The sequence below is a fragment of the Phenylobacterium ferrooxidans genome (assembly GCF_042714595.1).
Lineage (GTDB): Bacteria > Pseudomonadota > Alphaproteobacteria > Caulobacterales > Caulobacteraceae > Phenylobacterium > Phenylobacterium ferrooxidans.
Genome location: NZ_JAOTJD010000058.1, coordinates 1 through 21,238, shown reverse-complemented (window position 1 = coordinate 21,238; position 21,238 = coordinate 1). Strand labels below are relative to the sequence as shown.

The following is a 21,238-nucleotide window of genomic DNA, read 5'->3' as shown; positions in this document are numbered from 1 at the left end:
ACCGGCGCGTGGCTGGAAGGCTGCGCGCCAACCGCTGGTCCCGGCCATGCGGCATAATCTGGACCCCGGCATTATGGATGGCCTCGTGAGCATAGGTCGACTTCCAGTCCTCCACGCACCCGAACGCCTCGGGCGGCGGCATCCGGATAAGGTCGGCCGCGCGCACATAGCAGGCGGTGTTACCGCCGATCTCCAGCCTGGCCGGGATCGCATCGAGCACCGCCTCGCGCGCCGCCGCCCGGATGACAGGGTCGACCTTCGGCGCCTCGAGATAGGCCTGCGGACAATCAGTCAGCTGCTCGGCGTTGAACACCGCGTAGGTTTTCAAGTAGCGCAGGGTCTTGGCTTCGCCCTCGCCGACGTCGCCGGAATCGGCGACGTCGCGGCCATCGACGACCCGGGTCTTGTAGAGGATCGCCAACGCGCTTCGGGCGCCCTTGGCGACCGGCGCGCCGATCGCCAGCGCCTGCCGGAACGTGAACCAGAAGGGGCTCGTATAGCCGCGCTCCGCGCCGGCGAACGCCAGGAGCCAGGCGTTGGACCCGCTGAACGGCTGGCCGTCGGACCGCAGGGGCGTGGACGGGTCGGCCCCATGCGCCCACGGCTGGCGCCAGGGCGGCACGCCGCGCTCCAGGCGGGCGATGATTTCGTTCAACAGCGGCTCAAGGGGATTGGACATCTGGTCCTCCGGCGGTTTCGCGCCGGATCCATTCCCGGTCGCTCAACCCTCCGGTCCCTTCCTCCGCCTTTCCCCCACGCCGCCGGCGCCCCCGGCGCATCCCGCAAAAAGAGCCGCCGGCGCAAGCCCACGGCTCTTGATGACCTCTACGCCGCCGCCGGCAGGATGGTCTGGGCTGGCCACTTGGCCAGGACGGCCGAGAGCACCTGTGGCTGGTCGATGGGCACGAAGACGCGAGGGGTGTAGTTGATGATTTCGACAAAGCAGCCGAGCACCTGGAACATCGCGCGCTGGGAGCCGGCGCCGACAACCTCAAGCCGGTAGCGGTCCATCACCTTGGCCCGCCGAAGCCAGAACCCGCCCGTCAGGGCGATGGAGCTGTTCTCGCCGAGGACCATACTGGCCGCGTTGTCGCCGGAGCCGACGGCCGTGGCGACGTCGCTGATCCCAAGCGCGATCTTCAGCTTGGTGACATCCGTGGGGTCCAGAACCCGCCCAAGCCAGCGCCGCCCGTCTGGAGCCTTCAAACGGCGGACAAAGGTCCGCTTGCTCGGCAGACTGCTCCACACCGGCAGCAGCAGCCCGGTGACCAGGGCCAGCTCGCGCGTGTGCCAGGGATCGGCGCCGGCGACCTCGGCATCCCAGGTCGCTCGCCAGATGGGCTCGGCGACCGCCTCCCAGGCCGATTCCTCGTAGGTCTTCAGGGGCAGCACAGTGCGCTTCTCCGCGCGGATCAGCCGGACAGCCTGAACCAGACGGTCATCGTCGTCGGTCGTCGTCAGGCCCCTCACCACCAGGCCGGCGCGCTGCGACTTGGCATTGACCACATACTCCAGCGTTTGCGGATCGAGCCCGGCCAGCGCGTCCGACGCCGACACCAGCACGCGGCGCGTGCGGACGGCGAAGGTCACGACCTTGGTCTGCGCACCCGACACCGCGTCGGTCCGGATCACCTCCTCCGACGTCACCGTCAAGTCGTCGGCGACGATGTCCTCCATGCCCTTGTCCAGAGCGCCCGAGGCCGCGGCCCGTTCGAGGATGCTGGTGAGCACCGCGTCAAAGGTCTCGAACAGGGCGTTCTGATCCTCGATCCGTAGCGCCAGGAGCCGGTTGAGCCATGTGTTCATCGGCGGCAGGTCCTCGGCCTTCTTCAACTGGCCATCGCTGTCCAGGAGCTGAAGCCCGGTCTTCTGCTCGAAGGTCACCCGGTCCATCGCCGGCACGTTCCCCCAATGCAGGGCGACGTAGAACGCCTGCAGCGCGCGGTGCGCCCACGGGCTTTCGAGATTGTCCTCGGGCCGGAAGAGGCCGTTGCCAGCCGTTCGGCGCTCGCCCTTGGTCAGGGCGCCCAGGCTGTCCAGCCGCCGCGAGATCGTCGAGGTGAACCGCTTCTCGCCGTGGATGTCGGTCGTGACCGGACAGAACAGCGGCGCGCTGGCCTGGTTGGTCCGGTGCGAGCGGCCAAGGCCCTGGATCGCCGCGTCGGCCCGCCAGCCCGGCTCGCAGAGATAGTGCCGGCGACGGTCCTGGTTCTGGCAGTTCAGGGCGGCGTGGTAGCTGCGCCCGGTGCCGCCGGCGTCGGAGAACACCAGCACCCGCTTCTTGCCGCTCATGAAGGCGTCGGTCTCGGCCTTGGCGCTCGACGCGCTGCGACGCTCCACCACCCGGCGGCCATCGCGCAGGACGACCCGCCGCGAGCGGCCAGTGATCTCGGCGACGTTGTCCGGGCCAAGCGCGCCCAGGACCGCATCCAGCACACCCGGAACGGCGGGCAGGCAGGCCAGGTGGATGACCAGCGCCTCGCGCAGGCGCAGGGCTTCCTGGCTGACGACCGGCTGACCATCCACGATCAACGGGCGCATCGTCACATTGCCTTCCTCATCCGGGGTCGCCTCCATGGCGGCGATGGGGAAGGCCCCCATCAGATAGTCGAGCACCTGGTCCTTGGGGGTCAGGTCGATGGTCAGGTTGTTCCACTCTTCGGGCGGGATCTCGGCGAGGCGGCGCTCCATCACCGCCTCATTGGTCGAGACGATCTGCACGACGCTGGACCGTCCCTGGACGAGGTCGTCGCGGATCGCCGCGATCAGGGTCGGCGATTTCAGGCCCGCCAGCAGTGCGCCGAAGAAGCGCAGCTTGGCGCCCTCGAAGGCCGACATGACCGCCGAAGCGGCCTGACCGCTCTTGGCCTTGCCGTCCTCGGTGATGCCGACCGCCTCCAGGGCGGCGCGCAGGTTCTGGTGGATCAGCTGGTAGGCGCCGGCCCAGGCGTTCCAGATCTCGACATCGTCGCCGGTCAGCACATGACGCAGCGCCTGATATTCCACCCCGTCGAACGACAGCGACCGGGCGATGTAGAGGCCGAGCGCCTTCAGTTCGCGGGCGATCAGCTCCATGACCGCCACGCCGCCCTTCTCGACGGCGTCCATGAAGGCGTCGCGGGTGTTGAACGGCGCCTCCGGCCCGCCCCACAGGCCCAGACGGGCGGCATAGGCCATGTTCTCGGGCGTGGTCGCGCCCGTGGCGCTGACATACATCACCCGCGCATTGGGCAACCTGTTCTGCAGGGCCAGGCCCGCCATCCCCTGTTGGGAAGCCTTCTTGGGTCCACGAGCGCCCTGGCCGCCGCCCGCCGCGTTGGCCATGGCGTGGGCTTCGTCAAAGGCGATCACCCCGTCGAAGTCCGCGCCCAGCCAGCCGACGATCTGGTCGAGGCGCGAAAGACGCATCCCCCGCGCCGGCTGACGCAGAGTGGCGTAGGTGGTGAACAGGACCCCCCGGTCCATGCGGATCGCGTCGGCCTGCTTCCAGGCGCTCTGCGGGGTGATGTCGGAGGCGGAGCCGCCGATCGCCGTCCAGTCCCGCCGGGCGTCCTCCAGAAGCGTGTCGTTCCTGGAGATCCACACCGCTTTCAGGCGACCCTGGGCCATGTTGTCGGCGATGACTCCGGCGGCCTGGCGACCCTTGCCGCAGCCGGTGCCGTCGCCGAGGAAGAAGCCGCGGCGCAGCTGGAAGGCGCCGGGGGCGCCCTCCCTGACCAGCACCAGCTTGTGCGGCGCTTCGCCCAGCATCCACCAGCCCGGCAGCAGCCCCGATTGCGCCTCACCGGCGTAGATCACGGTCTCGATCTGAGCGTCGGACAACAGCCCCTCCTGCACGATGTTGGTCGGCAGGAGCGGGCGATAGGTCGGGGCCGGCGGCGCCACCGACGCCATGGGGCCGGATTCCACCAGCGCGGAGGGGTGTGGACGGCTCCCCTGCAAGGCCAGGCGGCTGACCCTGTAGGCCTGGTAGAGGCCGACGTCGTGGCCCTCGCCCGACCAGGCGATTGTCTCGAACGCCACTGCCGATGCCCCGGCCAGGAACCCCAGGCGGGTCGACGGAGTGGCCAGGGCGCGGTCGCGCGGCGCCAGGAAGGCGACGTTGGAGACCGACCGGAACTGGCGCGGCTGGGCGGTCGGGCGCGGGTCCAGCGCGGCGGTCAGCTTGGCGACATCGGCCAGGGTCTCGCCACTGACGACCTTGACGGCGCCGCCGACGCCGCACTCTTCGACGCGGTCCAGCACCAGCAGGCCGGTCTCGACAGAGGTTCCGTGCTTGGCATAGGCGCGGGGCGGGAAGGCGATCAACGCCACCACCCGGCCGCGGCGGGAGAGCGCCTGCATCGCCCCGGCGTCCTCGAAGAGGCGCGTGGGCACGATGGCGCTGAGCCGTCCGCCCTGCGCAAGGCAGTCGATGGCGGCGTGGAGGTGACCCTCCAGCCGCTGGAACGGCGGATTGGCGATCACGGCCTGGAAGCTGCCTGACGAGGGCAGGGTGTCCTTCAGGTGCGCTGCGTCGTGGCGCGTGCGCGAAGCGGCTGGGAACAGGCCGTCCAGCAGAGCCGAACGGTGCGGCGCGATCTCGTTGAGCTCCAGCGTCGCCCCGCACGCCTCGGCGATGATCGCCATCAGCCCGGTGCCGGCCGACGGTTCGAGCACCTTGTCGCCAGGCCGGACCTGGGCGGCCAGCACCGCCAAGGCGGCCAAGGCCGGCGGCGTAGAAAACTGGTCGAGCGCGACCTGCTCCTCGCTGCGGCGGGTGTGGGTCAAGGTCAGGTCGGTGACGCTGGCCAGCAAAACTGCGATCTCGGCCGGAGCGTCCTCGAGCCGGCCAATCTGCGAGTTGAGCCGGCGCAGCTGCAGCACCAGGGCCGCCTCGATGGCGTCGTAGGCGTCGCGCCACGACCAGGCGCCCTCGGCGTCCGAGCCACCAAAGGAGATGGTCATGGTGCTGGCCACCAGCTTGCGATCCAGCGCCCGCGACCGATTGAGGTGCGGGATGAGCGCCCGGGCGGCGGCCAGCGTGTTGGCGGCCTTGTCCTGGGCGGCCCCGGGAGTCTGAAGGGCGCTGAAGAGGGGGAATGTCGCGTTCATGGCGGGGATCTTCCGATCACCCGTGGCGGCGGGCTCCTCCCTCCAGTCCCATCGGGCTCACCAAGCCCGCTCCATTCCCCCCTCCTTTTGGCGGCGAGGGCAGGAACGCCGGAGGGTCAAATCTACTCGGTGCGCTTCACAGCGCTGGCGCGGCGCGCCCGGGCGCGCGCCAGAAAGCGGTCTTTGACGATACTCAGCAGCGCGGGCGGCAACATGCCGTGGACGCTGCTCTCCGGGCCCTGGCCGGCAAGGAAACGCAGGTCAGGACCAGGCCAGATGAACACATTGGCCTCCGTGATGACGATCCAGGATCGATCACTATCGAGGCCCAGGCGGGCTTTCGTCGGCTGCGGCAGCTCTACGGCGTCCTCGGGATTTGAGGGCGGCGAATGGGTGATCGGGAGAGCGTAGACGGTCGTCTCACCCGCTGCGGTCTCGAGCGCCAAGACAATCGCGCAAGGCCGATCCTTCACCCCTTCTTCACGACCAGCGTCAGCCTCGCGTCGCCAGAGGTAGGAATATCGGATGACGAGCCCGGGCCGCGGATCAGGCCAGCTCACGGTTTCCAATTATCAAGTTCGGCATCAAGGTGGCCATACTCGGCAGGACCCTTGGTCTCGGCGATGAGGCCAAGCTCCTGATCCGATAGGTCCTCGGCTCTAACGACCCGGCGGTCGCGCCGCTTGAGGCGATCATATTCGGCCGCGGAAACGACGACGAGGCGATCACGACCATTTTTGGTGATCGTCACCGGCTCGGCAAGGGCGCGATCAGCGAGCGTGCCGTAGTTCTTGATGAAGTCTGCGGTCGAGACGCGCACACCAACCTCCACGTAATGCAAGTTATACATATAACGCACATTTGGGGTGTTGGCGAGCGCTGCGCTCGGCAACACCCCCGTAGCCTCCAATGGCAAGAAATACCGAGCAGAAAGAGGACCCCGCCGGCAATGCCGGCGAGGTCCCCTGACAGCCAAGGCTGCCTAGACGTATCCAGAAACGGCTCCGATCAGGCCGCGTGCTGAACCGGTCCCTCCGTAGAAGGCGCAACAAGGCCTGGGGTCAGGTCGTCAGCCAGGACCTCATCACCCTCGTCCTGGTCCTGATCCTGGTCCTGGTCCTCATCGGCCGGCGGCGGCGTCTCAACCGTGGCGCCCTCCCAGGACAGCACCCGCGGCGCCCACTGCCGCTCGGCCGCGGCGTCGGCCACCAGGACGACCAGTTCGTCCTTCTTCAGGGTCTTGGCCCGAGGATCATCCACCTGCATCTCGTCCAGCAGCACCAGCAGCTGCTTCTTGGAGTGGACGGCCAGGTAGTCGGGGTCAGGCGTCCAGTGCGCCGAGATGTCGGCGGCGCAGAGTTCGGCCAGCTCGATGGCCTCGGCCCGGGCGGAGCTCCGGATGTTGCTGGTGCGGGCTTCCCGAAGGTTCAGGGTGATGGCGGTAAGTTCCGCCAGCAAGGCCATCTTGTCCCCGTGAGCGAGGCCGTCGACCCAGGCGATGGGCCGAAGCCCCGAGGCCTTGTAGTCCACACGCCGCGCCTCCAGCCGGTCTCGAACATCACCGTCCAGAGCGCCGATCGCCGGCATCTGGCCCCGGCGGTAGCCGGTGGCGTTGATGGTCAGCGCCGACTCCTCCTGGCCCGACCCGCCGTGCAGCGCCAACTGCTTGAACAGCTGGGCGACCAAGGCCGTCAGCGCGGCGGCCGGATTGTCGGCGAGATCGCGGATCAGCCCCCGCGTGGCGACGTCGGTGCGGGTCTCGTGCAGGACGTGGCTGGAACCCTCCACATCGACGTCGGCCTTGGGCACTTCCACGTCGCTGGCGGAACGACCGTAGCGCGCGCCATTGGCCTGGCCGCCGCTCGCATCGTCTTCGTCGGCCTCCTCATCCCCCGCCTCATCCAGCAGCTCCTCCGACACCGGCGCGGCGAAGAACTCGGCCGAGATCCCCGTCGCTCCGTCCGGTGACAGGATGACCGCGCCGAGCGCCAGCCGCTTCAGCGGCGCCGAGGCCACCTCCATCTTCGCCTGCAGCAGGGGGAAGATGGTCAGCGCCGCATCGTCGGCGGCGAGATCGACGCCGCCGAGATCACGCGCCGCCTGGGCCACCCGCTGCCGCGCGGCCGCCAGCACCGTCTTGGTCTCATCGGTCAGGTCGCCCGGGTAGACGTAGGGCAGGGTCTCGAACCCCTCCGGGGCCCGGAAGCCGGCGTCTCGCCCGATATAGACGGCGAGGCCAAGCTGCTTGAACCCCTCGACGAAGGGGGCGGCGCGTTCCCGCCACAGATCCTGCAGCTTGGCAGGATCGAGCAGCACATCGGCCAGTTCGGCGAACAGGTCGGACTCGACCCGCCCGCCGGCGGCGATGTAGCGGGCCATCCCGACCAGGCCGAAACGGTCGTCCTCGATAGTCAGGCGCGACCCGCTGATCAGCTGGTGCAGCTGGTAGTCGTGGAAGTGGCCGTCGAGCGCGGTCTCCGCCAGCTCGCCCTGCTGCTTCTTGTCGGGCATCCGCGCGAACAGGCGGACCTGCTTGAGGGTCAGGCTGCCCTTGCGAAAGGCCTTCAGCACATTGCCATGCACGTGGGCCAGCGCCTCAAGGCGTTTGATCTCCAGGTCGTCGTAGCCCAGCGCCGCGGCGATGGCGGCGGTATCCATCTTCGACTTGCGAAGCTTGCCGATCGCCACGATCACGTCGGCGACGTGGATCGGCGCGCGCTCGGCGTTGGAGAGCATCGCGGCTGCGGCCTGGGCGGCCTTGTCCTCGAACAGTTCGCACTTCACCGGATGGTCGGCCTCGACGCGGCCCGCCGCGAGCAGGGCCTGCAAGGCGAACAGACGCCGGCGGCCGTCCAGCACCATGAACGGCTTCTCGCCCTTGGCGCCGGGTCGGATGCTGAGCGGGATGACCACACTGGCGGCGGCGATGGTGTCGGCCAGACGCGGGATGCCGTCGTCGGCGGGCTCCTTGAAGCGGATATTTTCCGGGGCGAGCGCCAGGTCCTGCAGGGAGACGAAGACCAGGTTCGAGACGGGCGTAGCAGTGACAGAATGGGTCATTGGACCAGGGTTCCAGCGCCGTGGGCGAGGGTCATCCTGCCCCTGAGCGCACCCAGCCCCTCCCTACCTCCCTCCTTTCCGGAGCCGCAGATGGGCTAGGTGCGGCGGCGTGCGATTCCGCCGAGCGGACGTTTCGAACTTCGCAGAAGGGCTCATTGTTTCCGTTGGGAAGGTCTGCATCCGGGTAGCCGGGCGAGATGAGCGGCACGTCGCCGGCGACGGGAAAGACCCGGACGAGGTGTGTTCCGCGTCGTGATAGCCTCCCGTGAATCGCTTCCCGTCACCGCGCCCACTAGCATCACCCCATAGAATGCAGTTCCTCGACAACGGCCCTGATATCCCGACCGAACTGCTCGAGGCACAGGAGCGCGGCGCCGTTGTGTTCGTGTGCGGCGCTGGGGTGTCCCGAGGGGTCGGCCTCCCATCGTTTCATGGCCTCGTCGCGGCGGTCTATATCGCCCTTGGAGAGACCTGGAATGGTCAGCCCGCTGAAGCGCCTTGGATCGAAGGGCCGGCGCCTGCGCTTGATCGGGCGCTGTTCGCCTTGCAGACGCGGATGGGCGGCGCCGACGCCCGGATGGCCGCGAACGCGCGGTCCCGGATCTTGAACGCGGTCCAGGACGAGCTCACGGCGCCTCCTCGCATCCCGCTCCCCGATCACCTCAATCTGCTTCGTCTCTCGCGCGACGCCGACATGCGTCCGCGGCTGATCACCACCAATTTCGACGTCCTGTTCGAACAGGCCTGGCGCGAGAGTCGCGGATTTCCATTGCCCAGCCGGGCGGTTGCCGACATGCCCGGGCCAGGTTCTGCGGACTTCTCGGGAGTGCTGCATTTGCACGGCCGGCTCGCCCACATCGATCTCGCAGCCTTGCAGAATGAGGCCATCGATCGGGTGACCGCTGAAGAACTTCAGTTCGCTCTGGGCCGCGCGCAGGTTCCCGACGATCTCGCCCGCGCCTGGCGGCTTCTGCTGGGAAACCGCACGGCGAAGCAGACCCAATGGGACGACGGCTGGTTCGACATCCGGCGCCGCCTGGCCGGGGGGGACGCGGGATTCGACCTGCGTCGGCAGGTCGCCCGGCTGTTCACCCCCCGGCCTCAGGCCCGACCCGTGTTCAAGTGGCCGGAAGAGGTCGAGGCCGAGCGCGAAGCGCGGCTGATGGATGTCCGGTACGGCGGTCCGGTCCATGCCGACCCTGCAGAACTCCTCGGTCTATGGCCGCCGGCCGAGGACGCTGCCCTGCTGCGGACGCTCATCCGCGCCCTTGAGGACGCACTCGAGGAGGCCACAGACCATGGTTTCACGGGGCAGGGCTTCGATCGCGCGTCCTTCCAGGTCAAGTCCGTCGCTCCGCACGCCCAGGACAGCCTCCGCGAGGGCTTTTATCCGATCGTCCGGGTTGTGGCCGATCTGCTGGAGCGGTTGGCCGCCGCTTCGCCCTACGCGGCGCGCGCCGCCGCCGAGCAGCTCGCCGGCCAGTCCTACAGCCTCTCGCTGCGGCTTTATCTTCACGCCTTGACCCTTCCGGGCCTATTCGATCCGCGGTGGGCGGCTGAGTACCTGCTGGCCCTGAATGATGAGCACTTCTGGGTCTCGGACCTGCGCCGGGAGGTGATGCGGCTGGCTGCCCTGCGTTGGGCGGAGTTCGACCCGGCTGATCGTCTGGCCTTGGAGACCCGCATGGCCGCGGGGCCGCCGCGAGTCCTGTTTGTCGAGGATCTGGGGATGGAGGAGCAGGTTGCTGGGGTCATGGAGCGCGAGACCTTCCTCCGCCTTGCACGCCAGGAGCACATCGCTCCGGGGCTCGGGCCGGCGGCGGCTGCGCGGTTGACGGCGTTCAGGGGCGCCAACCCCAAGTGGGAGCTCGAGGTCGACGAGCGCGCCGACTTCTCGAGCTGGTCGGAGACGCGGCCTGGCGCGCAGGGCGAACCCGAGCTCCTGGACGATGTCGCCGCCGACGAGCTCGTGGCGCGTGCAGGCGCTTTGGCCGCGGAGGATCCCTGGCGGCAGGGGGAGATCTGGCGGAAATTTGTGGCCGCCGATCCGGTTCGCGCTTTCGAGGGCCTCGCTGCGCGCAGCGAGGCCGGCGAGTGGCCCAGCGCCGCCTGGATCCCCTTCTTCTGGGCCTTGCACGAGCTTGACGACCCCGACCTGGAACGCCGGGTGGTCGCGGCGCTCGCCGACGCGGGGGTCGGCGAGCTCTCAGGATTTGCGACGTCTGTAAGTTCCTGGATGGTCCGGCGCGCGGGACTGCCCGCCGTAGCGCCCGAGGACCGGATCGCGCTCTGGGATCGGCTACTTGATGTTCTGGTCGCGGACCCGCGGGAGGATGACGGCGGCACCGATCGTGCCTCCGACATCCTCAATCGGGCACCGGGCCATCTAGCCCGTCTGCTTGTCCATGAGATTGGACAACTGGGCGTCGACGATGGCGTCGGGGTGCCGATAGCCTTCAAGCAGCGTCTTGATCGTCTGGTCGATCTTGCCGGCGCTCGCGGTGCCATCGCCGTGGCCGCCCTGGGCCGAACCCTGCCGATGCTCCACCGTCTCGATCCAGATTGGGCTGAAGCGCGGCTGGTTCCGTTCTTCGCGATCGACCACGACTGGGCGCCGGCCATCTGGGCGCAGTTCGCGACCGTGGGACGCTGGCGCAACGCCCTTTTCGCCGTGCTCCGACCGGCGTTCCTGGGGGCGTTCGGCGCGCCTCGGCGGTTCGAAGCCGCGAGCGAGAACCTCGTCTTTCATCTCCTGCGGATGGCGCGGGATCGCGTGGCGGGTGAAGCGGAGGACGCATGGCCAAGCTTCGCGGAGACGAAGGCCGCCTTGGCCGCGACAAACGCCGAGTGGCGGCGCCATGCCTCGTTCCAGCTCTTCAGGGAGATCGAGGATACGGACCGAGACTCCCGCGCGCTGCACTGGCGAGAAACTCTTGGACCGCTGTTCGTTGCGGTGTGGCCCATGGCGCCGGCGCTGCAGTCGGCGGAGTCGACCTACTATCTCACCGGCATGATGCTCAGGACCGGCGAAGCCTTTCCGGAAGCGGTGACCGTAGTCACCCCCGCTGTCGTTGGGTCTGGGCGCGACGACCGTGACGCCCTCGCGATGATCCGGGACGATCATCAGGTGCTGTTGATGGCACATCCGCGTGCTGGCCTGGAGTTGCTCGATGCTTTGGTTGATAGCGCCTACCCGCCACGCGATCTCGGCGCCTGGTTAGATGACTTGGTGTCGGTGGAGCCCGCCCTGCGCACGGAAATGCGATTCGAGCGGCTGCTCGGAATAGCCCGTCGCGCGCAAGCCTGAGGTCAGAGGCGCCGTAGGCTCAGTTCAGCCGCTGCGCCGATTGGTGCGAAGAGCCTCAGGATCGAACGTATTCGCGGTCAAAACGAATTGCCGGGGCATTTTCCCAAACTGGCGATCGCGCAATAGAAGCTTGTCAGATGAGTATGACCAGCTGCTAGCCACGCAGCTAGCGTTGAGGGTACCGGTTCGGTGTTGCCTGAAGGTCCGCTAGTCGCCCGGCTACCAACGGCCGCTGATGGCGCAGGGCTGCCTTTTGCCTTGGACCGAAGAGCGGACCTGTCAAGTGGTGGGCGTCATACAGCTCCGCTAGTCTCAGCCACTTATCCCAGTAGCCACGCTATGAGCCCTCCGCCACATCGTTCCAGTCGCCGAAGGGTTCGGGCGGAGACTCGATCCGCGCCGCGACGCCCTGGCGTTGCAGGCGGGCCGCCAGGACCTGCGCCGAAGCCACCCCATCCAGGCCACGGTCGGCGGCGATCAGCACCGAGCGCACGCCCGGCGGCGCGCACCAGGTCTTCAGGTTGCGGGTCGACATCAGGGCCCAGCCGGGCAGGCCAAAGCGTTCGGTGGCCGAGAGCGTGGTGAACACCCCCTCGGCCACCAGCATCTCCGGCGCCGCCGGATCCAGGCGCGCGGCCGTGCCGGCCGGCACGGGTCCGACCGTCTTGCGGGCCAGGCGCAGGTCCAAGGCCTTATGGCCGTTCGGTGCGAGGTAGGTGACCTCGACGGCGGTGAACACGCCTTGCGCGTCGCAGATCGCCGCCATCAGGGCCGGCCGGCGATGGCGCGTCTGGACGTAGGCGGAGACCGGCGTGTCTCCGCCATGGCGCAGGATCTCGGGGCCGGGCAGGGCGCGCCGGATATGGCGCAGGCGGCAGTGGCGTTCGCAGAGCGTCCCCTGGACCGCCCGGCCGCCTTCCCAGAGCCGCCTGGCGGCGTCCAGGCGCTGCGGGTCCGGCAGTTGTGCAACCACGGCCGCGCGGGGGCCGCCGCCAGACACCGAGGTCGGCGCGTTGTGGACGTCGATCAGCCGGTTGTCGCGCAGATGGTCCAGGACCGCCTTCCAGTCGCCGTCACCGAAGGTGTGGACGACGACCCGGTCGTCCTCCAGCAGCAGCGAGACCGAACGATCGGCGGAACTGTGGCCCGGGGCGGGGATATTGGCGCGCCGGCCGCCGTCATAGAGCTCTCCGCCGAGCGCCCTGACGATATGGCTCAGGGACATGAATCACCTCCGATTTTCAGCGCCGCGGCGCTGCAAGCTTGGCGTCAGCCAGGCCAAACCCACACACGGGCCGCTCGCCAATCCAACCTCACACCCACCTTTCAACCTTGGGGGCCGCCGTGGTCACCACCACTGTCGCAGGGCAAAGCAGGGCGTTCTCCGCGTCGAGACATTACGCAGCGTCACGCCTCAAATAGGGCCTTTTTCTTTATGAAAGTCACCTCGGAACCTCCCAAAACGCCCGGCGTTTGATGAATGTCGGGACAGCTTCTGGTTGAGCCGACGGCTTGACCTCAATCGCTGACACCGCGCCCAGTCCCACAGCGTTGCGTTTCAGCATTACTGCCCGCCGAATGGCCACGGTGCGGGACAAGGAACACACTTCGGCGACGCGCCCTCGGGGTGCGCCGCTTACTTCGGGGAATGGCCATCGAGACCGCGATTCAAGCGCGTCTCATCATGCAATGAGAGAGATTTGATGGCGACCATCGGCACCTTCATCAAACGTGGGAATGACTTGCACGGCGCGATCCGCACCCTGACCCTGGATGTAGACTTGGTCATGCGGCCCGCCGCGAAAACCAGGGCTGATAGTCCCGACTTCCTGATCTACGCCGCCGGCACCGCCAAAGGCCCGAACGGCATCGACACCCAGCTCGGGGCTGGCTGGAAGCGGACCTGCGATGAACACTGTCTTCACATCGACGTCGAGCTCGACGACCCGGCCTTCCCGGGACCGCTCTCCGCCACCTTGGTCGAGGACCACGTCGCGCCCAGCGGCGAACGCTTCAGCATGGTGTGGGCGCGCGCCTAGACGCGCAGACGAAGGATGGGGCGTTGCGGGGCCCACCCCGCTGGAGGGGGTGACCGGAGACTGAGGCTCTGGTCCAGGGGGAGGGCGCTCCCCCATACCGCAAGCTATCAACTTAAGCGTTTATCACTCAAAAATCACGAGTTGACGCCAGCCACGAAGGCCGATTTCTGATACAGGGCTGGCGCTGATTTGCTGGCACAGGCGTCAGCTGGGCGCGCCGTCGGGGAATGCCTTCATTGACCAAAGACCTCGATTCCCCTCCCGGCCAACCCGATCCCAGCAACAAGACCGTGACCAGCGAAGAAGCCTGGATCGTAGGATCCAACCCCGAACAGGCTATCCGTATTCGGAGCCTTTCGGTCTATCTCAGCAATGGCGGCGCTCTTACGGATGTCCGCCTAGTCGAAGGCGAGGACGAGCGCTGGACCATGTTCGTGCGGCTGATCAACCGGCCCGGCGAATATCGTCTCAACCTCTTCAAGTCCGACCAGCCCAAGACCTACCGGGATGTCGACCTGGCCATCGCCACCGTCCGCGACGACTTCGGATACTATGGCTCGATCACCCTGGCGACCGAGCAGCGCCCTCAGGTCAGGAAAGCACAAGCCGGCCCGATCGCCGACAGCGACGAAGACTAACCGCCTTCGGTCTGAGCAGGACCTGACCCTGCCAGGCGCTGAACGGCCGGCTCGTTCGACGCGGCCTTTAACAGAACGTCCCAGCTGTCCGGCGGAGTGTCCTTGTCCAGCATCCCGCGGAACACCGCGTAGGCATCCGTCTTAGAACCATAGGTGCGCAACGTCGTCTCATCGTTGACCCACGCGTAGACGATGATCCGGCTCTTGGAGTCGTAACGGAAAAACAGGCGAAAGCGCCCGCCGCCGAACTTAGCGCGAAACCAGTGCTTTCTATCCGCGCCCAGGGTCGTGCCCTGGCGATATTCGACGCGGGCGGGATCTTCGGGGATGACCTCGAAGATCAGACGCCGCAGCGCCGCAAGCAGCTTGGCATTCGCCCCGGATTGATAGGTCTTGGGCTGCTTGATCCTCTCGCGCTCGACCGTAGCGACAAGTTTGTCGAGCTGGTCGAGAAGGAGGGGATGAGCAAACAGGTCCCAGCCTTGGACAGCGACCATCGGCTAAAGCGCGACCTCGCCCTCGATGGGGGCATTAAGATCGACTTCCAATCCAGCGGTCAGGGCCTCGATACGAGCCCGCAGGTCTGATGAGACCGACTGGATCCGCTCCGGATGGGCGCGGATATCGCTCGCCAGGAACTCCAGAAAGGCGCCGAGCGCCGGATCCTCCACCGCCTCCACGCGGTGAAGACTCACACCGTGCTCATCGATCCGATAGGCGATCTTGCCACCATAATCAGCGCCCAGCGCCTGACGCACCGCTTTGGGTATGGTGGTTTGGCCCTTGGCGGTTATCGTTGCGACCTTCTCGATCAACGGCATGGCAGAACTCCTCCGTCAACATGTAAGGAAAATTCCTTACATCCACAAGTCGATGCTTGCCATTTCCCGCAAAATCAACCCGCCGGCAGTCCTCTGGCGCCGACGCCCGACCAATCTGCGATGGCGCGAAAATGGCGCCCGATCGCCGGCCCGTCATGTCAGCTTGCGGACGATGATCGACACTCGTCCGACCTCGTGGCCCGCAGCCTTGGCGGCCAGCAGGATCTCACGCATGAAATCGCGTTTGATCCGGTCGGCGGCGATCCCGCTGGGCGTTGAGATCGTGAGAACCCCGCCCCGCAAACCGTGGAATCCGATCCGGCCAAACCAGCTCCCGTAAGGGCCAGTCTTGACGATGCGGCGCAGTTGCTCGTCGATGCCGCGCCAGCAGGGATCGTCGGCGCCCGGCGCCTCCATCACCGTCGCCGGGCTGGGCACGGCGGCCGGGGGCGGAACCTCACCCTTCGCCCGCAGGATCCGGGCGAAGTTGAGCCGCAGGTCCGGGGCGCCGAGCGGCTCGAACGAGGCCATTTTCCCGAAGTATTTGCAGGGACTGCGGACGTCGGTGTCCTCGATGGCGATGGCCAGCATCGAGATGGCCCGCAGGCCATGGCGCTTCAGGGCCCACTCGAAGGTCTGGTCGTTGTTTCGCTCCGGCTCGGGCAGCAAATCCTGCACCGCGGCGGTCACCCGGGCGACATCGGCGGGCGAGGCGCTGAGCGGATCGGCGACGACGGCAGGCCCCACTAGCGCGGCAAGTCGCGGAGACACCTGGAACGCGGCCGTAAGCTCCTGACGGGCCATTTCCGCCCGCACCGAGGGTGCAGAATGATCACCGCCAAAACCGCTTGCTCCCCCCGGAGAGCAATTGGCGCTTCCATTCCCGCTTTGCTGGCGGTTGATCGAGGTCCCGTATGCCTTGCCGTTCTCGGTGGGCGGAGCACGCCGACTCAATGGTTGAATCCGCGCCGTAGGCGCGTCCGCCCCCTGTACAGATAAACTGACGTTCTTTTGGGACTGTTCTAGGTGACGAATTTTCGCCTCCCGGGCGCTGATATTATGAAGCCCAACGACAGCTTCATATTGCGCTGCGCGCTCAGCCGCGTGGACGGCCCGGATCGAGCCGTCGGCGTCCTCCATTTCCTCCAGGCGAGCCGCGAGCGGGGCGAGATCGTAGGCCTCTTCGCCGGCCGGCCGGTTGGCGCGGGTGTAGTCGCGGACCATGTAGCCCTTGCTCTCCAGGGCCCGGCGATGGGCGCGGGCGGTCTGCACGCCGCATCCGAGGTAGCGGGCCACCAGCTTTGAGCTCGGCCATACGCAGGCCTGGTTCTGCTCCAGCCGGTCCTGGTTGAGGTGCTGGGCATAGACCAGCAGCGTCATCCGCTGGGGAATCGTCAGCTCCGGCGTGCCGACGATCACGGCATAAAGGATGCGCGGCACGGAGACGCCGGGCTCCCAGCGCCAGGCCTGGGCGCGGTCACAGACCTCATGGAAATTGTCGGCGCGCTTGGCGAAGCCAGGCCGCCAGTCGTCCATCGATGTTGCGGTTTGCATGTCGTCCCTCGGGTTGGGACGAGGCCGTCTGAACGGGCTGAAACACGCAGGAATCGGAGACAAAGCTCCGCCATCCGGTCCTTGACGACGTTCAAAACGCGCCATAAGTTGGACCGATCTTCTTGCCGCCTCTCACAACGGCACTGCGATTTCCGAGAGCCTCCAGCGCCAACTGGGGGCTCTCGCCGTTTTAGGGTCTCGTCTTAGGTCACGGTTCAGATCCTGGTTGAGCCCGGCCAAAGCCGGGCGATCACGCTGAGGCAGGGCCTCGGTGAGGGGGCACGGGCGCTCGATGCCCGGATCGGTCAGTCAAGGGGAGGGCATGGTGGTCGTCCTTCTCAAGGACGAAGCCCGCGCCGGCGTGTGCTGTTCGACGGCCGCAAGGAAGCGTTTGGGGTCTTGACGCCAAAAACGAAACGCCTAGCCTGTCCCCATCAAACGCCGCCCAGAAGCAGCTTGATCGAATTTCACGAGAGCCCTCGATTGCAGTCGGGGGCTTTCGCCGTTTTAGGCTTCATCTCGCTAGGTCATCGGTCTCTCCAAGGCACGCCGCCCCACGCGCTGCACACGCGATTCGACTAGGTGAAGGGTGGGTTGAGTCTGCCTCGCGCCATAGGCCTCCGCAGGTGCCGGAACTGACGAAATAGCCCCTGCCGGGGAATTCTCTGGTCTTGCCCAGAATCGGGAATCGACCGTTCCGCTGAGTCATATTGACCTCAGGACTGCGCGCCGGACGCGGGATTGGATCGACGCCAGGCCTGAAAGCCCCGATCGGCATCGATGAAGGCCGCGAGGATGTGGGCGGCCAGGCGATCGAGCTCGACGGCATGGCCGTTGGTCTCGGCATAGGCGCGCTGGTAGTCCGCCAGATCGACGGCGGCCTTGCCTTTCAGGCGCAGCCGCACATCGAGCGCCTTCTCCTCGAGATCGATTTTCGGCAGGGCGAGGGTCGTCTTGGTTTCACGGGCCACGTCAGGCTCCTTCTGGGGGATGGAGGAAACCGGCGATCGCCGTGCTGGCGAAGTCGGTGAGCTTCAGGTTGAGGGGATCGAGACGGCCGCGGATGCGGGCGCAGAGCAGACCGGAGACCCGCACCGAAATCCGATGCTTGGGCCCGCGCACGGCGGGAAAGGCGACGAGTTGGCCGGCGTCCAAGGCTTCCAGCAGGTCGTTGAACGCCTGCTCGTAGACCAGCCGAACGCCGCCTCGCGGGGTCTTGCGCCCGCTCAGCCGCTCGGCGGCGGCCTGGACCATCTGCTCGTGCAGACCCTGGGGCAGGAACAGTCCCAGCTTCTCTGTGGTGGCGGTCATGGCGCCTCGCTTAGGGGTAGGGGGCCAGGATCATGTCTTTGTTGACGATGACCCGCAGCGGCCAACCGGCCCGGATCCGCAAGGTGGCCTGCCGGTTGAGGTCGCGAGCGGTGACCTGCTGGCCAACCTGCTGGGCGGAGGTGGAAATCCCGCTGCCGGCGCTGTTGATCACCAGCCCGCCGGAACTGCGGGTTCCGGCGTCTTGCGCCGCCGCCGCGCCGACGGAGAACACCGTCGAGAGCGCGATGCCGCGCGCCAGTTGCCAGAAGTGACCATCGGTCTTGTCCTGCAGCCCGGCCGCGCCGGATAGGTCGGCACCGGCCATCGAGCCGATGTTGATCGAACGGCCATCGGGCATGATCACCCGGTTCCAGGCGATCAGCGCGCGGCTTTGGCCGTAGGCGACCTGGCTGTCGTATTGGCCGATCAGCCGCGAGCCCTGCGGGATGAGCACCGTGGCGCCGGTTCTGTGGTCGTAGACCGGCTCGGTGACCTGGGCGATCACCTGGCCCGGCAGATCGGAGTTGATCGCCGTGATCAGGGCGGCCGAGATGATGGTGCCGGCCTTGACCTCCCAAGGACTGATCGGCGCCTGCAGAGGGTTGGTCAGATAGTCATCGACCCTGGCGCCGGCCGCGAACTGGCGCTTGCCGGCCTGCCCATTGGCCGGCTGCACGTCGCCGGCGGCCGGCGCGGGCAACGTGCCGAAGCCAGGCGCCAGCGCTGCAGCCAGCATCGGCGCCGGATCGGGAGTCTGCGAGGCGGCCTGCGGCTGAGCCTGGGCGCCGCCGAAGAACGGGCTGGCCGCGCGGGCGGCCAGCGCCTGCTCGCGCGCCGCCTGAACGGCGGGATCCACCGGCGCCGGTTGCCCGGGCTGGCCAGCGGCCGGCGGCGTCCCGACAGGGGCCGCAAGCGCGTCCGGTGGCGGCAAGCTGGTCGTCCCGGGCCGCACCGCCGGATCGGCGTAGCCAGCCGCGTAGCGGGTGGCGATTTCCGGCGTCTGCGGGCTCGATGTGTCGGCGGCGTTCTGCGAGTCGTCGGGCCGGCCCTTGGAGGCGTGCGCCCCGCCAAAGCCCAGGTAGAACCCGCCGGCCACGATGCTGGCCAAGACGGCGGCCCCCGCCATCAGATATTTGCGGTTCCAGCGGGTGACTGGGACCCGGGGCGCGCTCAGCACGCTCGCCGAACTGGCCTTGCGTTCAGGCTCGTAGGGCGGTCGCCCATCGAGCGGCGGATCTGGGGGAAGGTGGCTCATCGATCACCCCCGATCCCGGGAGCGGGTGATCCGCACAACCGTCTGCTTCTTCTCTCCAAGCCGCAGCTCGGCAACGTCGATCAGCCGGTCGACGATGTAGTAGCCGCCCAGGTAACGGTAGTTGACCAGCTGAACCTGCTTGTTCGGCCCGATCAGGAACAGCGGCGGGGCTTGAAACGCGGCCATGTTGGTCGGGAACTGGATGTAGGTTTTCAAGCCGTCGTCAAACACCCGGATCGGCTGCCAGCTGGGCTTGCGCGAGTGGATTGTCCTAATGTCGTAGCCGAAATGTAAGCGGTCGATGGCCAGCCCCGAGGCCACGACCGACTGGGCTTCAGCGGCGCGGGCCGCCTGGGTGTCGCGCATCTGCTCCTGCGGGTAATTCCAGCTGATCACGCTGGTATAGGTGTCGCCCTCGTAGCTGCGGGCGTCCAGGAGGTAGGTCCGCTGGTCCGTGGTCAGGATGATGTTGGTCCGCAGATTCCCACGAATGGGTTTGACCATCACGATGACCTGCTGCGACGCGCCCGCGCCCTGTACGGTTTCGCCGAGCACCCATCGAATGGTGTCGCCGGCGGCCTTCGAGATCAGCTTCTCGCCCGGCCGCAGCGTGATGGCGGTGAGGAAGTGCGGACTGGCGTGGACGGTGTAGAGCCGGCCCGGATCGAAGTCGTAATAGAGCGCCGAATTGATGTAGGCGCCGGACGTCGGATAGTCGCGTGCGCTGCTGTTGGCCGATTGCACGGTGCGGAGCGGGCCCGGCCGGGCGTAGGTCCGCGGCGCCGAGCGCCGAACGGGCCGCCTGACCGCCGCCGCCTTGGCGACCGGCGCGACGCTCGTGGTCGTCGTCGTGGTGACCGCGCTGGCTGGCGCCGAGCGTGAGGCGGGCGCCGGGATGACCGAGCGGACCGTCACCGACTGCGGCGCCGCAGCCTGCGCCAGGACCGCCCCGCCGCCGGCCATCGCCAGGACGATCACCAGGCCGCCTATCCGACCGGGCACGCTCCAGGCGCGGAGGGATCTATCTCTCATGGCGCTCATAGCTCGCGACTCCACTGAAATGCGGTGATGAAGATGCCCAGCGGGTTGGCGCGCAGCTCGGCCTCGTTCTTCGGGGGGTTGATCTTGGCGGTGAAAAGTCCGGTCCAGTTCTCGGTGACGCCGGAGGTCCCGGCGTTGAACTGCGTCTCGCGCCACTGCACCTGGTAGGTGCTTGGACTGCGGGCAAGCACCGAAACGATCTCCACATTGATCGCCTGGGCGCCCACGTTGGCGAACGGATCGTTGGCCTTGGCATAGCTGTTGAGCTGGCCGATCGCCGGGCCGGCGACGAAGTGATAGGCGCCGGTCCAGTTGTCCCGGATGACGATGGGATCGATGCTTTTGGAACGGGTGCGCCGCACCCAGTCGGCCAGGAAGTAGCCGATCTCCGCCGTCGTCGGCTGGTAGATCCGGCCGGCCAGCTCGATGCGCCCGGGCCGGGCGTATTTGTCGATCGGCACGACGTAGGTGGCGATGTTGGTGTTGCTGGCTTCATAGATGAAGCCGCCCAGCGCCAGCGCAGCCAGTCCCATGCAGCCGAAAGCAGCCATGCGCCAGTTCTTGGCCTGGACGACGGCGGAGCCGATCCGGTTGTCCCATTCCCTGGAGGCCCGCAGGTAGGGGCTCTCGACCGGAGCCGAGCTGCCATATCGATCGTTGGGGCGTTTGAAGGGGTTCATCTACGCTCTTCTCACTGGGGTTAAGCCTCCGGCTCGGGATCGCGGCGGGTCGCCGTGGCGGACATTCCGGGGCCCTGGCTGTCGCCCGCGGTGGCTGCTGCCGCGGAGTTGCGCGCCATGCCGCCAAGGCCATCGCCGCGACGGGCTTCGGCGCGGGCCACGAGGGAGGCGCCGCCAGGGGAAGGCGGGGGGGCGGGCTTGCTCGGCGCCGGCTCCGGAGGCGGCGCGCCTTTGGGCGAACCGCCGCCACCGGCCGCGCGACTGGCTGAGGCGTCCGGGGAGGCTGGCGATCTGGGGGACGATGGACCCGGGCCGGATCCTGATGGAGAACCCCCGCCGCTCGACGGGCCACCCCCACTTGAACCGCCGGAATTGATGGCGCCGGACGCGGCGCGGGCCGCGGCGACTTGCCCGCCGCCGCCCACCAGGCTGCCCACG

General features: G+C 67.6%; 17 protein-coding genes. 3 read left to right on the top strand and 14 right to left on the bottom strand.

Annotation, left to right across the window (positions count from 1 at the left end; all coding sequences use genetic code 11):
* From OCL97_RS21090 to OCL97_RS21070, 5 genes are all read right to left on the bottom strand, one after another.
* A partial coding sequence (locus tag OCL97_RS21090) for an ArdC-like ssDNA-binding domain-containing protein (RefSeq protein ID WP_377371686.1) occupies nucleotides 1–679 on the bottom strand: 679 nt, incomplete at its 3' end.
* 146 nt (nucleotides 680–825) lie between these two features.
* The gene (locus OCL97_RS21085) at nucleotides 826–5,094 is read right to left on the bottom strand and encodes a strawberry notch-like NTP hydrolase domain-containing protein (protein WP_377371685.1); all 4,269 of its coding nucleotides are present in this window, start codon (nucleotides 5,092–5,094) and stop codon (nucleotides 826–828) included.
* Between the two features lie 122 nt (nucleotides 5,095–5,216).
* Nucleotides 5,217–5,540: a growth inhibitor PemK gene (locus OCL97_RS21080; protein ID WP_377371684.1), complete on the bottom strand. Its 324-nt coding sequence runs from the start codon at nucleotides 5,538–5,540 to the stop codon at nucleotides 5,217–5,219.
* Between the two features lie 110 nt (nucleotides 5,541–5,650).
* Nucleotides 5,651–5,914 carry a type II toxin-antitoxin system Phd/YefM family antitoxin gene (locus OCL97_RS21075; protein ID WP_377371683.1) on the bottom strand — a complete coding sequence of 88 codons (264 nt, stop codon included), beginning with the start codon at nucleotides 5,912–5,914 and terminating at the stop codon, nucleotides 5,651–5,653.
* 188 nt (nucleotides 5,915–6,102) lie between these two features.
* Nucleotides 6,103–8,154 (bottom strand): ParB/RepB/Spo0J family partition protein, encoded by a 2,052-nt coding sequence (locus tag OCL97_RS21070; protein WP_377371682.1) that lies wholly within the window; start codon nucleotides 8,152–8,154, stop codon nucleotides 6,103–6,105.
* Nucleotides 8,155–8,464: 310 nt separating this feature from the next.
* Here OCL97_RS21070 and OCL97_RS21065 point away from each other — a divergent pair, with 310 nt between their 5' ends.
* A complete protein-coding gene (locus OCL97_RS21065) occupies nucleotides 8,465–11,461 on the top strand; it encodes a hypothetical protein (protein WP_377371681.1) in 2,997 nt (998 codons plus the stop codon).
* A 337-nt stretch (nucleotides 11,462–11,798) separates the two neighbouring features.
* Here OCL97_RS21065 and OCL97_RS21060 read toward each other — a convergent pair whose 3' ends face one another.
* On the bottom strand, nucleotides 11,799–12,686 hold the full coding sequence (locus OCL97_RS21060) for a toprim domain-containing protein (protein WP_377371680.1): 888 nt from the start codon (nucleotides 12,684–12,686) through the stop codon (nucleotides 11,799–11,801).
* Between the two features lie 478 nt (nucleotides 12,687–13,164).
* Between OCL97_RS21060 and OCL97_RS21055 the strand changes: the two genes are divergently transcribed.
* Both OCL97_RS21055 and OCL97_RS21050 read left to right on the top strand, forming a co-directional pair.
* Complete coding sequence (locus OCL97_RS21055) at nucleotides 13,165–13,500, top strand: DUF736 domain-containing protein (protein ID WP_377371679.1); 336 nt, start codon at nucleotides 13,165–13,167, stop codon at nucleotides 13,498–13,500.
* A gap of 236 nt (nucleotides 13,501–13,736) precedes the next feature.
* Nucleotides 13,737–14,138, top strand: a complete 402-nt coding sequence (locus OCL97_RS21050; protein ID WP_377371678.1) for a hypothetical protein — start codon at nucleotides 13,737–13,739, stop codon at nucleotides 14,136–14,138.
* Here OCL97_RS21050 and OCL97_RS21045 read toward each other — a convergent pair.
* The 8 genes from OCL97_RS21045 to trbF all read right to left on the bottom strand — a co-directional run bounded on the left by OCL97_RS21045 (nucleotide 14,135) and on the right by trbF (nucleotide 20,800).
* Nucleotides 14,135–14,635, bottom strand: coding sequence for a type II toxin-antitoxin system YhaV family toxin (locus OCL97_RS21045; protein WP_377371677.1), 501 nt, complete (start codon nucleotides 14,633–14,635; stop codon nucleotides 14,135–14,137). The genes OCL97_RS21050 and OCL97_RS21045 overlap by 4 nt on opposite strands.
* Before the next feature lie 3 nt (nucleotides 14,636–14,638).
* Entirely contained in the window at nucleotides 14,639–14,959 is a 321-nt protein-coding gene (locus OCL97_RS21040; RefSeq protein ID WP_377371676.1) for a type II toxin-antitoxin system PrlF family antitoxin, read from the bottom strand.
* 153 nt (nucleotides 14,960–15,112) lie between these two features.
* Nucleotides 15,113–16,513, bottom strand: coding sequence for a DnaA N-terminal domain-containing protein (locus OCL97_RS21035; RefSeq protein ID WP_377371674.1), 1,401 nt, complete (start codon nucleotides 16,511–16,513; stop codon nucleotides 15,113–15,115).
* 716 nt (nucleotides 16,514–17,229) lie between these two features.
* Nucleotides 17,230–17,484: a DUF2274 domain-containing protein gene (locus tag OCL97_RS21030; protein WP_377371673.1), complete on the bottom strand. Its 255-nt coding sequence runs from the start codon at nucleotides 17,482–17,484 to the stop codon at nucleotides 17,230–17,232.
* A gap of 1 nt (nucleotide 17,485) precedes the next feature.
* Entirely contained in the window at nucleotides 17,486–17,824 is a 339-nt protein-coding gene (locus tag OCL97_RS21025; protein ID WP_377371672.1) for a hypothetical protein, read from the bottom strand.
* Between the two features lie 10 nt (nucleotides 17,825–17,834).
* Nucleotides 17,835–19,079 carry a TrbI/VirB10 family protein gene (locus OCL97_RS21020; protein WP_377371671.1) on the bottom strand — a complete coding sequence of 415 codons (1,245 nt, stop codon included), beginning with the start codon at nucleotides 19,077–19,079 and terminating at the stop codon, nucleotides 17,835–17,837.
* Nucleotides 19,080–19,082: 3 nt separating this feature from the next.
* Nucleotides 19,083–20,081 carry a P-type conjugative transfer protein TrbG gene (gene trbG / locus OCL97_RS21015; RefSeq protein ID WP_377371669.1) on the bottom strand — a complete coding sequence of 333 codons (999 nt, stop codon included), beginning with the start codon at nucleotides 20,079–20,081 and terminating at the stop codon, nucleotides 19,083–19,085.
* Nucleotides 20,082–20,116: 35 nt separating this feature from the next.
* A complete protein-coding gene (trbF, locus tag OCL97_RS21010; RefSeq protein ID WP_377371668.1) occupies nucleotides 20,117–20,800 on the bottom strand; it encodes a conjugal transfer protein TrbF in 684 nt (227 codons plus the stop codon).
* Nucleotides 20,801–21,238: the final 438 nt, after the last annotated feature.

Coding starts and splice junctions, on each gene's coding strand:
- OCL97_RS21025 (WP_377371672.1), bottom strand. CDS start 17,824: ATGACCGCCACCACAGAGAAGCTGGGACTGTTCCTGCCCCAGGGTCTG.
- OCL97_RS21085 (WP_377371685.1), bottom strand. CDS start 5,094: ATGAACGCGACATTCCCCCTCTTCAGCGCCCTTCAGACTCCCGGGGCC.
- OCL97_RS21020 (WP_377371671.1), bottom strand. CDS start 19,079: ATGAGCCACCTTCCCCCAGATCCGCCGCTCGATGGGCGACCGCCCTAC.
- OCL97_RS21045 (WP_377371677.1), bottom strand. CDS start 14,635: ATGGTCGCTGTCCAAGGCTGGGACCTGTTTGCTCATCCCCTCCTTCTC.
- OCL97_RS21065 (WP_377371681.1), top strand. CDS start 8,465: ATGCAGTTCCTCGACAACGGCCCTGATATCCCGACCGAACTGCTCGAG.
- OCL97_RS21035 (WP_377371674.1), bottom strand. CDS start 16,513: ATGCAAACCGCAACATCGATGGACGACTGGCGGCCTGGCTTCGCCAAG.
- OCL97_RS21070 (WP_377371682.1), bottom strand. CDS start 8,154: ATGACCCATTCTGTCACTGCTACGCCCGTCTCGAACCTGGTCTTCGTC.
- trbF (WP_377371668.1), bottom strand. CDS start 20,800: ATGAACCCCTTCAAACGCCCCAACGATCGATATGGCAGCTCGGCTCCG.
- OCL97_RS21060 (WP_377371680.1), bottom strand. CDS start 12,686: ATGTCCCTGAGCCATATCGTCAGGGCGCTCGGCGGAGAGCTCTATGAC.
- OCL97_RS21040 (WP_377371676.1), bottom strand. CDS start 14,959: ATGCCGTTGATCGAGAAGGTCGCAACGATAACCGCCAAGGGCCAAACC.
- OCL97_RS21055 (WP_377371679.1), top strand. CDS start 13,165: ATGGCGACCATCGGCACCTTCATCAAACGTGGGAATGACTTGCACGGC.